Source organism: Fibrobacter succinogenes subsp. succinogenes S85, assembly GCF_000146505.1.
Taxonomy (GTDB): domain Bacteria; phylum Fibrobacterota; class Fibrobacteria; order Fibrobacterales; family Fibrobacteraceae; genus Fibrobacter; species Fibrobacter succinogenes.
In genome coordinates this window covers 635,626-649,804 of record NC_017448.1, presented here as the reverse complement: position 1 = coordinate 649,804, position 14,179 = coordinate 635,626, and the positions used below count along the sequence as shown (strand labels likewise).

At 50.5% G+C, this 14,179-nt stretch carries 13 protein-coding genes; 2 read left to right on the top strand and 11 right to left on the bottom strand.

The window, feature by feature from the left end:
* Positions 1-185: 185 nt before the first annotated feature.
* The gene (trpF, locus tag FSU_RS02775) at positions 186-1,745 is read right to left on the bottom strand and encodes a bifunctional indole-3-glycerol phosphate synthase/phosphoribosylanthranilate isomerase (RefSeq protein WP_012820020.1); all 1,560 of its coding nucleotides are present in this window, start codon (positions 1,743-1,745) and stop codon (positions 186-188) included.
* A 203-nt stretch (positions 1,746-1,948) separates the two neighbouring features.
* Between trpF and FSU_RS02770 the strand changes: the two genes are divergently transcribed.
* Both FSU_RS02770 and FSU_RS02765 read left to right on the top strand, forming a co-directional pair.
* Positions 1,949-3,814, top strand: coding sequence for a carbohydrate-binding domain-containing protein (locus FSU_RS02770; RefSeq protein WP_012820019.1), 1,866 nt, complete (start codon positions 1,949-1,951; stop codon positions 3,812-3,814).
* 193 nt (positions 3,815-4,007) lie between these two features.
* Complete coding sequence (locus tag FSU_RS02765) at positions 4,008-5,777, top strand: pectate lyase family protein (RefSeq protein ID WP_012820018.1); 1,770 nt, start codon at positions 4,008-4,010, stop codon at positions 5,775-5,777.
* Between the two features lie 116 nt (positions 5,778-5,893).
* On the opposite strand, the gene epsC is transcribed toward FSU_RS02765, so the two are convergent.
* From epsC to thiS, 10 genes are all read right to left on the bottom strand, one after another.
* Positions 5,894-6,856 carry a serine O-acetyltransferase EpsC gene (gene epsC / locus FSU_RS02760; RefSeq protein ID WP_012820017.1) on the bottom strand — a complete coding sequence of 321 codons (963 nt, stop codon included), beginning with the start codon at positions 6,854-6,856 and terminating at the stop codon, positions 5,894-5,896.
* Positions 6,857-7,004: 148 nt separating this feature from the next.
* Entirely contained in the window at positions 7,005-8,747 is a 1,743-nt protein-coding gene (locus FSU_RS02755) for a cysteine desulfurase (RefSeq protein ID WP_012820016.1), read from the bottom strand.
* Positions 8,734-9,696, bottom strand: a complete 963-nt coding sequence (locus FSU_RS02750; RefSeq protein WP_012820015.1) for a family 2A encapsulin nanocompartment shell protein — start codon at positions 9,694-9,696, stop codon at positions 8,734-8,736. Before FSU_RS02750 ends, FSU_RS02755 begins: the two co-directional genes overlap by 14 nt.
* Before the next feature lie 155 nt (positions 9,697-9,851).
* Positions 9,852-11,330, bottom strand: a complete 1,479-nt coding sequence (gene thiF, locus FSU_RS02745) for a thiazole biosynthesis adenylyltransferase ThiF (RefSeq protein ID WP_012820014.1) — start codon at positions 11,328-11,330, stop codon at positions 9,852-9,854.
* A gap of 209 nt (positions 11,331-11,539) precedes the next feature.
* The gene (locus tag FSU_RS02740) at positions 11,540-11,815 is read right to left on the bottom strand and encodes a type II toxin-antitoxin system YafQ family toxin (protein WP_012820013.1); all 276 of its coding nucleotides are present in this window, start codon (positions 11,813-11,815) and stop codon (positions 11,540-11,542) included.
* Positions 11,816-12,118, bottom strand: a complete 303-nt coding sequence (locus FSU_RS02735; RefSeq protein ID WP_155808658.1) for a hypothetical protein — start codon at positions 12,116-12,118, stop codon at positions 11,816-11,818.
* A 136-nt stretch (positions 12,119-12,254) separates the two neighbouring features.
* Positions 12,255-12,635: a M67 family metallopeptidase gene (locus FSU_RS02730; RefSeq protein WP_012820011.1), complete on the bottom strand. Its 381-nt coding sequence runs from the start codon at positions 12,633-12,635 to the stop codon at positions 12,255-12,257.
* A gap of 79 nt (positions 12,636-12,714) precedes the next feature.
* On the bottom strand, positions 12,715-13,125 hold the full coding sequence (locus FSU_RS02725) for a M67 family metallopeptidase (protein WP_012820010.1): 411 nt from the start codon (positions 13,123-13,125) through the stop codon (positions 12,715-12,717).
* A gap of 9 nt (positions 13,126-13,134) precedes the next feature.
* Positions 13,135-13,944, bottom strand: coding sequence for a thiazole biosynthesis adenylyltransferase ThiF (thiF, locus tag FSU_RS02720; protein ID WP_012820009.1), 810 nt, complete (start codon positions 13,942-13,944; stop codon positions 13,135-13,137).
* The gene (gene thiS, locus FSU_RS02715; protein ID WP_012820008.1) at positions 13,944-14,150 is read right to left on the bottom strand and encodes a sulfur carrier protein ThiS; all 207 of its coding nucleotides are present in this window, start codon (positions 14,148-14,150) and stop codon (positions 13,944-13,946) included. The genes thiF (FSU_RS02720) and thiS overlap by 1 nt, the downstream gene beginning before the upstream one ends.
* Between the last annotated feature and the right edge of the window lie 29 nt (positions 14,151-14,179).

Sequence of the window (14,179 nt, the reverse complement as noted above, 5' to 3'; positions counted from 1 at the left end):
CCTCCCGCAAGCGGTCTGAGTGGATTACCGATTTCACCTTTACGTATATCAATATATAATGTAAGTCGTTGATTGTCAATAGGTTACGATAACTTTTTTGTAAATTTTTGGTACGATTTTGGTGCGGTATTGAAAAAGCCTATCTCGGAGGATAGGCTTTACTTGTAATCGCAATTTCTTGAAAGTTATTTTGCGGCGAATTCCGCAAACAGCGCTTTCATCTTGTCGTGATTCTTGATGCCGGGGGCGTCTTCGATGCCGCTAGATATGTCAATGAGTTCGGGGTGGAACTTTTCGCAGATGGTGGCGACGTTTTCAGGGGTGATGCCGCCGGCGAGCCAAAGCGGGGCTCCGTTTGCTTTTTCGCGGAGGAGCGATTCGGGGATGGTCTTGCCGGTGCCGCCGGGGATGCCTTCGACCTTGGCGTCCAGCAAAATGCGGGGCTCGCCGTTCTTGCGGAGACTTGCGATGTAATCGAAGTCTTCGGGGGCGCCTACGCGTGCTGCGCAGTAGTAGGGGAGGGCTGCGCTGCAAGATTCCGCGAGTGCGTCGGAATTGTGCGGATTAACGCCGTGGAACTGTACGGCGTCGAGCACGCCTTCTTGGGCGAGCTTGATGGCGGTTTTGCCTTCGACGGAATTCGGGTCGGTAATCACGCCAACGAGAAGCGGAGCTACGTCATTGCAAGCGGAGCGAAGCAATCTAGTCTTGAAACTGCGCACGAATTCTTCGGTGGTGAGTCTCTTGGTGGTGCTGAACACGAATCCGAGCATGTCGGCGCCGAGTTCGGCGGCGAGGAGACCGTCTTCTTCGCGGGTGATGCCGCAGATTTTCACGAGCGGGCGGCGCGCATCTTGTGATGAGGCTGCGCGAGTCTCGTTATTGGCAAACTTGCGTTCGGCGAATTTCTTCCAGAACAGACCGCGGGCGTTTTCGCATCCGCTTTCGAATGCGCTCACAACGTCTTTGGCGAGCGGGGGATTCTTGGCTACGGCTTCTCCGACGAGAATGCCCGTGAATCCGAGATTGCGGGCGTATGTCGCATCGGCGGCGCTCAGAATGCCCGATTCAAAAACGGCTTTGGCGGGGAGCTTGCTGCGGACGCTTGCGGGAATCAGCGGGTCCGTGTGGAATGTGGCGAGATCGCGGGAATTGACGCCTGCGACAATCGTCTTGGCGGCTGCATCACCGAGAGCGGCTGTCACAACGGCAAGCTTGCGGAAATCGTCAGCTTCGCGGACTTCAACGAATGCCTGAATGCCGAACTTCTGCGCGCGCTGAGCCATCTTTACGAGTTGGGCGTCGTCGAGGATGCGGGCGATGAGTAATACGGCATCGGCGCCACAGCGGTATGCAATGTCAATTTCGTCTTCGAATAAAAGGAAATCTTTGCGGAGAACAGCGCAAGTGTGCAAGCCCTGCTGACGGCGGCGTTCCATCAAGTCTGCAACGGCAATCAGGTCGCGGAGCGAACCCTTGAAAAAGTTCATTTCGGTCAGCACGGAAACGGCTTGAGCGTGTGCTTCGGCGTAAGTCGTGGCGAGTTCCACCGGATTCAAGTTCGGCGCGATGTCTCCCTTGGATGGCGAAGCCCTCTTGACCTCAAGGATGGCTCCTGCATTACCCAAAAATTCAGTATGACCAACGCGACGCGCCTCGGGAATATCAATGTTGAAATTCAGTCCAAGTCTATCGATGTCTTCGCGGCGCATCCGCACGATTTTTTGCAAAATATCTTCGCTCATAATTCCTCTACGCCAATTGTAGAAAAATTTAAGGCATGTTCAAAAGAAAGTTGGTCTTAGTTGGAGTAATTGTTGTTGGGGTTTTTTGTTCCGTATGGAACTTTTCGTCCCAAAAGAAAATTGCGCGTATTTCAAAAATATGCTTGTATCACTTTTTTTACGACTGTGCCGGAGCTACTTTTATAGAAAAAATGGGGTGATATATGAAAACATTGAAATTATCAAACATCGTTTGGTGCGCAGCTCTAACGCTTTGCGCCTGTGGTGATAGTAGCGTAGATTCTACGGGTGTTGTTGCCCCGAATGCTGCTGAATCAGATTCTGCCGGTGAAACTACGGAGGTCTCTAATCCGGAAATATCTTCAGACAATCAAGGCTCTACGGCGGAAAACCAGAGTTCTGTGTCGACTGAACAAAGTTCTTCGACTGAAGAAGTCATTATTGAACAAGTTGCTTCGGATCCTGTAATGGTTTCCGAAATTTCTGGTGATCCGGTTATTACTTTTACCAACGCATCCGTTTCGGTCTCGAATGACAATGGTTGCATTGCTCAAAATGAAAAGACCATTACCATCAGCTGCCAAGGAAATTACCAGCTTACCGGCAGTTCGAACGACAACCAAATAATCGTTAACGCTGGGAGTACAGACAATGTTTATCTGTACTTGAATGGTTTGCAACTTGCAAGCGCCTCTGACGCTCCAATTTATGTTCAAAATGCGAACAAGGTATTTTTATTGTTGGTGGATGGGACAAAGAATACTCTTGAAGATGCTTCGACCCGCACAAAAGCTTATACAAAGTCTAACGGTTCCAGTGACACGACAAATGCGACTATCTATGCCAAGGATGACTTGACGATTAAGGGTAGTGGCGCGTTGACCGTAACCGGAAACTACAACAACGGAATTCATTGCAGCAACGATTTGCGCATTCGTGACTTGCCCGAAATTACGGTCAAGGCCAAAAATCACGCCATCAAGGGCAAGGGCTCTGTAAATATTGAGGGCGGTTATTTTGAACTGACGGCAACAAATGGCGATGGAATCAAGAGCGATGAGGGCGACGACGAAGGTGTAGTCACGGAAGAAAAGGGAATTGTGATTATTACTGGCGGTGAGTTCAACATTAACGCAGGCGATGATGGCATCCAGGCTTACAACTACATCTTGATTGCAGATTCTACTTCAACACCGCTTATTACCGTGAACAGCAAGGGAAAAGGTATTGCTACGGATAACCGCCTTTACGTCAATGGCGGTGTAACTAGCGTGACATCCGGCGATGATGGGCTCCATTCCAACATGAACATTTATTTTAACGGTGGACGCACGACGATTTCTGCGGGCGATGACGGCATCCATGCCGATTCAACATTGCGCATTTCTGATGGTTCCATCAACATCACCAAGGCTGTCGAAGGTATTGAAGCGTTCTACATCAGGGCCGAAGGCGGAAAGACGGCGACGGTTGCAAGCGATGATGCTTGGAATGCGGCGGGAGGCTCGGCTGATGCCAACTCAACGAGTGGTTCTCAGTGGGGTGGCCGCGGCGGCCCGACTGGCATGATGAGCGGCTCCAAGGGTTATATCATTATCAGTGGCGGTTACCATTACCTCTATGCGGCGGGTAACGATATTGATGTGCTTGATGCCAATGGAACGGCAACAATGAGCGGAGGCGTTTTGCTCCTTGAAATCGGTTCTAGTGGAAGGTCTAGCGCGATGTTTGCTTCGGGAAATCAGGGCGGTAATCAGGGCGGAAGCTGGGGCGGCTCTAGCTCTTGCTCCACGAATACGGCTGGTGGGCTTATTGACACGGACAATGGATTTAGCATCAATGGTGGCGTGTTGCTTGGTTTCGGAAGCCAAACCGAAGAGTATCCTTATTGCACTGCTACAAGCTACACGGCTGGTACGGCGTATGGTTCTAGCAAAGCCGCTTTCAAGCCTAGCTCTTCTGGTAGCATGATTATTTACGGTGGTGAAGTCAGCTCTGTGTCCCAGGTAGATGTGAGCGGCATGACCGAAGTTACCCTCCCGAATGGCATGACCTACTACGAAAAATAGCCTTTCCCTTGAATTTCCTCCTAAACACTAAAGGCTTGCTCCTTAGGGGGCAAGCCTTTTCGTGCAAGGAGTGGATCGTTTTTTTTCGGTTAAAAAGGAGTTGTCTATAGAGGACACTTTGAGTTGTGTGGGGCTATTTTTTGATGCGTTTTCTGGTTCGTCGGCTTAAATTTAAAGAAAAAAGGGATGTGCTATGAATTATTTGCTTTCTAAAACGATGCGTGTGGCCGCAACTTTCGCGGCTTTGGCTGTCACAACGGCTGCGGTTCCTGCGTTTGCGGTGACTTCGCCGGATTTTCCGATGGCGGGTTTTGCCACGCAGAATGGCGGCACTACGGGCGGCAAGGGCTACTCCGAGGTTACGGTTGACAACGTGAACGACCTCAAGAGCTACGCCAAGGCGGGCAACAAGATTATCTACGTGAAGCCGGGTACGTACATGGGTCCGGTGGAAGTCGGTAGCAACGTGACGATTTACGGCTACCAGGGCGCCATCATTGCGCAGCCCGCTTCGGGTAGCGCCATGAAACTGAGTGGCTCGAAGAACGTCATCATCCGCAACCTGAAATTCAAGGGTGTGGGTGCGCACGATGACGATGATGAAGATTGCCTCCAAGTGAATCACGAATCCAAGAACGTGTGGATTGACCATGTCGACGTGTATGACGGTCACGACGGTAACCTGGACATTACCAATGCTTCGGACTACGTGACGATTTCTTGGACCAAGTTCAGTTACACCTCTGCATCGACAGGTCACCAGTTCAGCAACTTGATTGGCAACAGCAAGACAAAGACGAGCGACCGTGGGCACCTAAATGTCACGATTCACCATACGTGGTGGGCGGATGGCGTGGTGGAACGCATGCCGCGTGTGCGTTTTGGCAAGGTACATGTGGCGAACAACCTCTTCGATAGCAAGAACGCGAGCTACTGCGTGCGTGCGGCAGTAGAGGCTGATATCCGCATTGAAAGGAACGTGTTTATCGGTGTGCAGAAGGCGCTTGACCTTTACACGAGCGATGGAACGATCACGGCGGCGCAAATGATTGAAAATTACGAAGAAAACGTGAAGAAACCGCAGGCCGGTACGGGCACGGCGTTCAAGCCGAGTTATTCCATGAGCCTTACGGACGTGAGTACGCAGGCAAAGGCTTATGCCCTTCGTGATTCCATTAAGTTGTACGCAGGAGCGACGCTCCCTGATCCGGGAAAATCTCAAACGGTGACGCCCGCATCTTCTTCGAGCGAAGTACAGTCTAGTTCCAGCGTGGCTGTGTCTAGTTCAAGTGTCGCGAAATCCAGTAGCAGTGTCGCGCAGTCCAGCTCCTCGCAGGCTGTATCTAGTTCCTCGCAGGGGGAGGCTGTTTCGGGAACGGCGACACTTACTAAGCACGGCTCGGGTAGCGCTAAGCAAGAAGTCAAGCAAGGTGAATCTATCGAAGAATTTTACTTTACTGTCGCTGGCGCCACGGGTGCGACTGTTACGGGACTGCCTGAAGGTGTTTCAGGAACAATGAAGGGTAGTGATTTTTACATCTCAGGTACGGTCGCTCAAAATGCTGCTGTGGGGGCGTACAATTTTACCGTAACGACAACTGGGGCTACGACAAATGCGACCAAGAACGGAACTATTACGGTTGTTGGTGCAAATGGAGCGGTTGCAGAGTCTAGCTCTAGTTCTGTTGAATCAAGTTCTAGCAAAGTTGATTCGAGCTCTAGCTCGGAACAAGGCACGACTTCGTTGGATGTCGCTACGGTTGCTTCGCATTTCAATGTTTCTGTCAACGGTCGAGTTCTTACCGTACAAGGTGCTACGCAAACGGCGTATCTCCTGGATGCCCAGGGCAGGCTGATTACAAAAGTTCAGTCTTTGGGTCGCGAAAGCTTGATAACCGTTCCTCGTGCGGGCATGTACCTCTTGCGAGTCGGTAACGAAGCGCGACGCATAACTGTTCGATAATCTTATCTTAAAATAAATTGAAAACCCGTGCTCGTCCGAGTGCGGGTTTTGTCCTTTTTACTTCCTACTAACCACTGTTTACTAACCACTTCCTACTTCCTACCGCCTACTTCCTGCTAAATAATATAGTACCACTCGTCGCTTTGCTGGAGTTCTTCGGTCTTGTGCTTGCTATTGGTGGTTGAAACGTAATCCATTTCAAGATTCTTGAGGCTGACGCGAGTGTTGGCCTCAATGGATCGCGTGATGAAGGCGTTGCCGCCGATAATTGCGTTTTCGCCAACAACGGTATCTCCGCCGAGAATGGATGCTCCCGCGTAAATAGTGACGTTGTCTTGAATGGTGGGGTGGCGCTTTTTGCCGGAGAGCTTTTGTCCGCCGCGAGTTGAAAGTGCGCCTAGCGTGACGCCTTGGTAAATCTTGACGTTCTTGCCGATGACTGCGGTTTCGCCAATCACAATGCCTGTGCCGTGATCGATAAAGAAGTATTTGCCGATGGTTGCACCCGGATGGATGTCGATGCCTGTTTTGGAATGGGCATATTCGGTCATGAGTCGCGGGAGAACCGGAACGTGTAAAAGATAAAGTTCGTGGGCGATGCGGTAAATGGTTGTCGCCATGAGACCGGGGTAGGCGAGGATAATCTCGTCAAGGCAGCCGGCAGCAGGGTCGCCGTCAAAAGCGGCGTGTAAATCGGTTTCCAGGAATTCGCGGATTTGCGGAATCTTGGCGAAGAATTCCTTACAAATTCTATAGCTTTCAATTTTGCGCTCGTCCGAGGTCATGGAACCGCGCAATTTGCAGTAATCTAGCGCAATCGCCACCTGCTTGTGAAGGTGGTAGAACGTATCTTCGATAAGAACTGCAAAGCTGTTCTTGGGATTGTAAATCTTATGCGAACGATCTCTGAAGTGTCCAGGATAAACGACTCGAATCAGATTCTGCAAAATTGTCTGGATTTCGGCCTGGTCGGGTCGATTGTAAATATCGATATTGTCGATATGCTTGCCGCGATTGTAATCGTCAAAAATAATTTGTACGGCTTTTTCAACTTCAGATTCTTGGATAAGTTCGTGCATAGATTTTTGAAAAATAAGAAGTAATGATAAGGTATGAGGTATGGGGTCGGTCGCCTGCGGCTCCCTCTGAGGTATGGGCTATAGCTCAGAACCCCAAAGCACCGCAGGTGCGACCTCATCGCTCAAAGCGTCCGAAGGACGCGACCTGCTATGCGAATGTCTTCAACGCTCTTACGAGGGCGTCGATGTCATCCGGTGAGTTGTACAATGCGAGTGTGGGTCGCACGGTACTTTCGTAGCCGAAATGGCGGAGAACTGGCTGAGCGCAGTGATGCCCGGTGCGAACGGCAACGCCGTATGCGTCGAGTCTCTTGCCCACTTCTTCGTCGGAATAACCGTCGAGCTTGAAGGCAAGCGCAGAAGCCTTGTTGAGTGCGGTTCCCACAAGGTGGATACCCTTGACAGTCTTCAATTCCTTGAGGCCGTACTGCAACAGTTCATGTTCCCAGCGGAATACGCACGGCATCCCGATTTCAGTGAGGTACTGGAGGGCTGCACCGAGGCCAACAGCGTCGGCGATGCTTCCGGTACCAGCTTCGAACTTGTTCGGAATTCCGTTGTAAATCGTGCGTTCGAACGTGACGTCCGCAATCATGTTGCCGCCGCCATGGTAAGGTCTTGCTGCTTCAAGCAATTCCTTCTTGCCATAGACAACGCCGATACCGGTCGGAGCAAACACCTTGTGTCCAGAGAACACGAAGAAGTCTGCATCGAGGGCTGCAACGTTTACCGGGATGTGAGCGATGGACTGAGCGCCGTCAATGAGGATTCTCACGCCGTGTCTATGAGCGATGGCGATGAGTTCTTCAATCGGGGTTACAGTGCCGAGCACGTTCGAAACGTGCGTCACGGAAACGAACTTGGTACGCTTCGTGAACAATGCTTCGTAATCGTGGAGCTTGAGCTGACCGGTAGAATCGCACGGAATCACCTTGATGATTGCGCCCGTTTCTTCGGCAATGAGCTGCCACGGAACGATGTTGGCGTGGTGTTCCAAAATGGAGACGATGATTTCGTCACCCGGCTGGAGCGTCGGCTTCACGTAGGCATTTGCAACCAAGTTAATGGCTTCTGTTGTACCGCGAACGAAAACAACTTCCTGCGAGGACGGAGCGCCGATAAAGTCACGAACGATGTTGCGTGCGTTTTCGTAGGCGTCTGTCGATGCGGCCGCGAGCGTGTGAGCGCCACGGTGAACGTTGGAGTTTTCGTTTTCGTAGTAGTACTTGAGGCGGTCAATGACTACCTGCGGGCGCTGCGTTGTTGCACCGTTATCGAGCCAAACGAGCGGATGACCGTTGATCTGCTTCGAGAGAATCGGGAAGTCAGAACGGATCTGGGCAAGAGTCTTGGAACCGATGCGGATGGAATCGTTGCGAGAATTTGCGCCGCTGTTTGCAGAACCCGTCTTCACGGAATCGCCACCGAGAGAAGTCGGTGCATCGATCTGGCGGCTAGCTTCGGCAGCCTGCGTCTTGGACACGACCTTCGGGGAGTAACCCTGAGCCGGTGCGGGGGCTGTCGGAATATCGCTCAGCTGCGATGCAAACTGCGATTCGGGAACCGCAGGGGCTTCAACCGTGTTGAGCCAGGTGTCTGTAGAACTTCCGCCATAGGCAAACGGAGCCGAGGATGTCGGCTGGTCGCCATAGGTCGCAAAGGGGTGTTCCCAGTCGAAGGCTGGAGTCTGGCTGATGGCTGCGGCACCCTGAGCTGCACTGACTCCCTGAGCGGCAGATGCGTTCTGCGCTTCGGGAGCGGCGGGGGTTGCTGCGTATGCGCTATCCGTCAAATCCGGGAAATACGCATTTGCCAATTGCTCCAGTTCAGCCGCATTGGGAACTCCGGCGAGTTCTTCCAGCGATCTGGTTTCTGGATTATTCGTAGTCATAGTATTCGCCAACCTCGACATCTTCTAACACGGCGATAGCGTCGTCTGCGAGAATTGCGGCAGAGCAGTACAGAGACAAGAGGTAAGATGCAACGCCCTTGTTGTCGATACCGCGGAAACGCACAGAGAGGCCACGGGAGTGTTCGTTCTTGAGACCGGCCTGGAAGAGACCGATAACGCCGCGCTTGGCTTCGCCAGTACGGACGAGCAAGATGTTGGTCTTGCCACCCTGAGACTTCGGGTTCTTCACGCCATCGACAAGGAGCTTGTCGGTCGGAACGAGAGGAATGCCGCGCCAGGTGAGGAATCTGCTACCGGCGAGGTCTACAACGACAGGCGGCACGCCACGGCGGGTGCATTCACGGGCGAATGCGGCAATAGCACGCGGGTGGGCGAGGAAGAAGGACGGTTCCTTCCAAACCTTCGAAATGAGTTCATCGAGATCGTCCGGAGTCGGGCGGCCATCGGCACGGAGCGGCTGGATGCGCTGAGAGTCAGCGATGTTTTTCAAGAGACCGTAGTCATCGTTGTTGATGAGCTGGCTTTCCTGACGTTCGCGGAGAGATTCGATAGCGAGACCGAGCTGTTCCTGAACCTGATCATACGGGGAGCTGTAAACGTCTTCGATAGCGGTGTTGACGTTGATGATCGTGGAGATGGAGTTGAGCTTGTATTCGCGCGGTTCGGTTTCGTATTCGACGTAGCCTTCCGGGATGATATCGGACTTCTTGGTAGCGCTGCAAAGAACGTCGAGCGGTGTCTGGCCTTCGACGACCTTGTTCACGCGGAAAAGACCTGTTTCGAGACCCTTGAATTCAAGGAACTTGGTGAGCCACTTGGGCGTGAGCGCGCCAAATTGCGGCTTGGTCTTGGTGACGTTCGCCAGGTTGTAAGCGGCCTTGGCGCCGAGGGCATTAATGCCCGTGTTCTTTTCTGCTTCATTTGCCATAATGGTTTACCTCTTATTGTTAGTTGTGTTTAAAACTATTTTCCTAGTATTTAGATGTGAATGTTAGAAAATAATAAGCTTATTTTGTTGTTACGAAAATCTGCCCTTGTCGAAAAATTTTTTTGACATAGCTTTTCCCTATTCAAAGCCCTACGTTATAACCAAGCGCCTTCGTGTGAGAACATGATGTCCTTCATTGCGTCGATACCGCCCTTTAAGTTGTACAGAGGACCGGTGTAGCCCGCTTCGCGCAATGTGTTGATGGCAAGTTCGCTACGCTTGCCTTGTTTACAAATGAAAATCGTATCCTTATTTGGATCGAGTTCCTTTTGTCTGCGAACGAGCTGTCCGATTGGAATCACGATGGCGTTCGGGAAACGCAAAATCGCGCGTTCGTGCGGCTCGCGGACGTCAACAATTGTGATGTCGTCGCCGTTGTCGATGCGCTTGGCGAGTTCTTCGGGCGTGAATCCTTCCACAGGCGTTTCGTTTGTGGTCTTCAATCCGCAAAGGTCTTCGTAGTCGATATCTTCGACGTTTGTGATTGTCGGATTGTTACCGCAAATCGGGCAATGGCAATCGCGTTCGACCTTGAAAATTCTCGAAGATAAGTACAAACTATCCACGTGGAGAATTTTGCCGTTCAGGTGTTCACCGATTCCCAAGATGAGCTTGAGCGCTTCGTTTGCCTGGATGCTGCCGATGATTCCCGGGAGCGGGCTGATGGCGCCGCCTTCTGCGCAGGAGGGGATGAGCCCTGCCGGCGGAGGGGATGGGTATTGGCAACGCAAGCATGGACCGCCATCCAAGTTGAAAATGCCGACTTGGCCTTCGAACTGGTAAATCGCGCCGAACACAAGCGGAATGCCGTGCAGAGCGCAAGCGTCGTTGATCAGGTAGCGAGCCTTGTAGTTGTCCGTGCAGTCAATAACGAGATCGTAGCCTTCAATTTCGGCTTCGATGTTCGATGCGTCGAGCTGTTCCTTGACGGCTTCAAAGACGATATTCTTGTTGATGTTTTTGACTTTGTCCTTTGCTGAGGCGACCTTCGGACGCTTGACGTCGCGTGTGCCGTGCAATACCTGGCTTTGCAAGTTTTCGAGCGAGACTTCGTCGAAGTCGATGGCCTTGATGGTGCCAACGCCTGCGGCGGCGAGATACTGGATCACCGGAGAGCCGAGTGCGCCAACGCCAATGACGACGACTTTTGCGGCCTTGATGCGCTTTTGGCCCTTGACGCCGATGTCTTTGAGCATCAGGTGCTTGCCGAAGCGTTCAATTTCGCTATCGTCAAAAGCGACTTCCTTGCGTCTTTCGTCAGAAATCAAGCTTTCGACGTGTTTGCTTTGCGATTCTTCAATCGGTGCGCCGCCTGCGATGGCGGGCAAAAGCAAAATTTCGGAATCGTCTTCAAGTGTGGCGTCCCAGAGTGTATCGACGTTCAAATTCTTGCCATTGAGGTAGATCTTGATGAAACTTCTGAGCTTGTTGTTTTCATCAAAAAGGACTTTTTCTCCTTCTGGATAAGTACTTATTAAATTGGCGAGAGCCTTTCTAACCGTGTTTTCGGGGACGCTGACTTGCGCGTTTTTCCCGAAGAAATTCCTAAGGGTTGCTGATATATAAATTCTCACTTTTTTCTCCGTACATTAAAAAGTGGTTGTTCCGTACAAATTTTCCCACAATAGCTATAGGATTTTTTCGTGCTGAAATATAGAACGTAAAAACGCGTTTGTCCAATACTTAATTTTTATGCGAACTTATTGATTTTTTCTATAACTGAAGGCTTTTAGTTATCGTAGGTTATTACAAAAACGGACAGCTTTGGGCTGCCCTAAATGTTTTAGAATAAATCGCTATGTGAGCCTGTTGCTGTTAAACTCAAAATGAGTTCATTGTCCTTGTACTTGTAAATCAGCAACCAATCGCTTTGAATATGGCATTCGCGATATCCGCTCCAATTAGATACCAGTGGATGGTCCTTGTATTTTTCTGGGAGAGGCTCGCCTTTTGCAAGAATCTCAATGACGGTTCGCAACAAATTTATGTCGCGTCCCCTCTTTTTTGCCAATTTGTATTCTTTCTTGAAACGAGAGGTGTATTCGATTTGATATGCCATCTATTCCTCCGCATCAAGATCAGCAAATAGAGCATCTACGGAATCGAACTTCTTTGCGTTCGGATCGTTGAGCATGGCTTCGCTTTCTTTGATGGCGGCGGTTAATTCATCGGATGGTTTCTTTTTCATTTGATGCTGAATCATCAATCCGTCGATAAAGGCGTCGATGATGGCAAGATATTCCTCAGGCACTTTTCTGATTTTTTCTTCAATTTCAGAATATGTCATAAAAGCCTCCGGAAAAACAGACTCCATTAAAATATATTTTTTCCCTTGAGTGTGAACTTTGGTGTTGCTAGACATTATCCTTTTAGACCTCATTTTTATGTTTGAGGTAAATCTACAAACGATAATCACGAAAAACGGAAACTGCTTAAATTTTGCAATCTACCGTTAGCAAGAATGATGTAAAAATATTTTTACAACAGAAACTCTAAACTCATTTCCTATAGCTTTTCACATCCACGACTTCGCCGTTTTGCACGGACATGATGACGTATTCGAGGCCAGGAACCATGTATTTTTCGTCTTCTTTGGAGAGAATGGCGGGGCAGTCGGGGTGTGAATGGTAAATGCCGACAATTTCAAGACCGCGCGGATCAAGTTCTTGCTCCAAGTGGTAAAGATATAGCGGGTCTATTTTGAAGTGGACTGCTTTCTGCCCTTGAAACTGGTTCTCGGCTTCGCGAATTTCGGTCACTTCGATTTCGCTCTGTTCGGACTTTTTACCCACCAAAATGCCACAGCATTCGTTCGGATATGCTTTTTTGGCTGCTAAAACCATTTGTTCATAAATGTTTTTACTATATTTGGCCATCATTAAAATTTCCCCTATAAAAAAGCGCCCCCGGAATCGGAATTTCAGAAGGATCCCAGGGGCGCCGTTTGTACGGAGACCTTTACCCGATTACCAAGCCTTCGTTCGTGGCATTGTCGCCTTCGATATGGAACGAATTGAGCACCGGATTTTCACGATCCATCAGCGAAAGAATCAAGTAGCTAGCCTTGCTGTCGAAAGCGAGGCGCTTGTCTTCTTGCGACGGGCGCGACGGGGACTCGGGGTGGGAATGCCAGTTACCAAGCGGGGATAGGCCGTTTTGGCGCATATCCTTGATGGCGGCTAAGTGTTCCTTGGGGTCAAGCGAAAAGTGCTCATTGGAATGGTCTATGTTCGTGAGCAAATAGACCTTTTCAATGTGCTTGTCGTTCCCCTCAATTTTCCCGGCTATCAGCCCGCAAGCCTCTTCGGGGAGGTTCTTCTGGGCATGCTCCAGGATTTTTTGATAATCATCTTTTGAAATTGTAATCATTGAAATTCCTTAGTGCTTCATCTCACAGACGGCTTGTTCGTAGTCGATCAGATGGTCAATCGTCGGGTGGTCACCGCAGACTGCGCAATCTTTCGTATGCGTCGGGAGCTTGATCTTGCGGAATTCCATCGTGAGCGCATTGTAGGTGAGCAAGTAGCCCGTGAGCAGATTGCCGACACCGAGAATGTACTTGATGGCTTCCATCGCCTGGAGGCTACCGATTACACCGCCCATAGCGCCGATCACGCCTGCCTGTTTGCAAGTCGGCACGGCATCTTTCGGAGGGGGTTCCTTGAAAACACAGCGGTAGCACGGACCTTGACCCGGAACGTACGTCATGAGCTGCCCCTGGAAGCGGATAATGCCCGCGTGAGAGAACGGCTTCTTGGCCATGACGCAAGCGTCGTTGATGAGGAACTTTGCCGGAAAGTTGTCGGTTCCGTCAATGATAAAATCGTAATCCTTGATGAGGTCCATGATGTTTTCGCTAGTGACGAACGTGTGATACGTAATCACCTTGACATCCGGGTTCATCGCTTCCATCGTTTCCTTGGCGGACTGCACCTTGGGCTTACCCACGTCCTTTGTAGCATGGATAATCTGGCGCTGCAAATTGGAAAGGTCAACGACGTCTGCATCGGCAATGCCAATGGTGCCAACGCCTGCGGCGGCGAGGTACATAGCGACAGGAGCACCGAGGCCACCTGCGCCAATGACGAGCACCTTGGCGTTCAAAAGCTTCTTCTGGCCCTTTGCACCCACTTCCTTGAGGATGATGTGGCGGGAATAGCGTTCGAGTTGTTCGTTAGTAAAAGCCATTACTGACCACCTCCCATGAAGTAGAGGAATTCGACGTTGTCGCCGTCCTTGAGGGCGGTAGTTGCGAAATTTCCGTTTTCGACAAATTCATCGTTCACGGAAACGGTCACGTACTGCGGCGTTTCTACCTTTTCTTGTTCAATGAGTTCTGCGACGGTGAGGCCGTCTTTAACTTCTTTCTTGTTTCCAACTACGGTAATAATCATGTTTGAAATTCCTTTTTTGTTTAAATTGT

What these genes read in the sequence shown, in the direction of transcription:
- FSU_RS02765 (WP_012820018.1), top strand. Translation starts at nt 4,008, where the DNA reads ATGAATTATTTGCTTTCTAAAACGATGCGTGTGGCCGCAACTTTCGCG.
- thiF (WP_012820009.1), bottom strand. Translation starts at nt 13,944, where the DNA reads ATGGCTTTTACTAACGAACAACTCGAACGCTATTCCCGCCACATCATC.
- FSU_RS02735 (WP_155808658.1), bottom strand. Translation starts at nt 12,118, where the DNA reads ATGTCTAGCAACACCAAAGTTCACACTCAAGGGAAAAAATATATTTTA.
- thiS (WP_012820008.1), bottom strand. Translation starts at nt 14,150, where the DNA reads ATGATTATTACCGTAGTTGGAAACAAGAAAGAAGTTAAAGACGGCCTC.
- epsC (WP_012820017.1), bottom strand. Translation starts at nt 6,856, where the DNA reads ATGCACGAACTTATCCAAGAATCTGAAGTTGAAAAAGCCGTACAAATT.
- FSU_RS02770 (WP_012820019.1), top strand. Translation starts at nt 1,949, where the DNA reads ATGAAAACATTGAAATTATCAAACATCGTTTGGTGCGCAGCTCTAACG.
- trpF (WP_012820020.1), bottom strand. Translation starts at nt 1,745, where the DNA reads ATGAGCGAAGATATTTTGCAAAAAATCGTGCGGATGCGCCGCGAAGAC.
- FSU_RS02725 (WP_012820010.1), bottom strand. Translation starts at nt 13,125, where the DNA reads ATGATTACAATTTCAAAAGATGATTATCAAAAAATCCTGGAGCATGCC.
- FSU_RS02740 (WP_012820013.1), bottom strand. Translation starts at nt 11,815, where the DNA reads ATGGCATATCAAATCGAATACACCTCTCGTTTCAAGAAAGAATACAAA.
- FSU_RS02730 (WP_012820011.1), bottom strand. Translation starts at nt 12,635, where the DNA reads ATGATGGCCAAATATAGTAAAAACATTTATGAACAAATGGTTTTAGCA.
- FSU_RS02755 (WP_012820016.1), bottom strand. Translation starts at nt 8,747, where the DNA reads ATGACTACGAATAATCCAGAAACCAGATCGCTGGAAGAACTCGCCGGA.
- FSU_RS02750 (WP_012820015.1), bottom strand. Translation starts at nt 9,696, where the DNA reads ATGGCAAATGAAGCAGAAAAGAACACGGGCATTAATGCCCTCGGCGCC.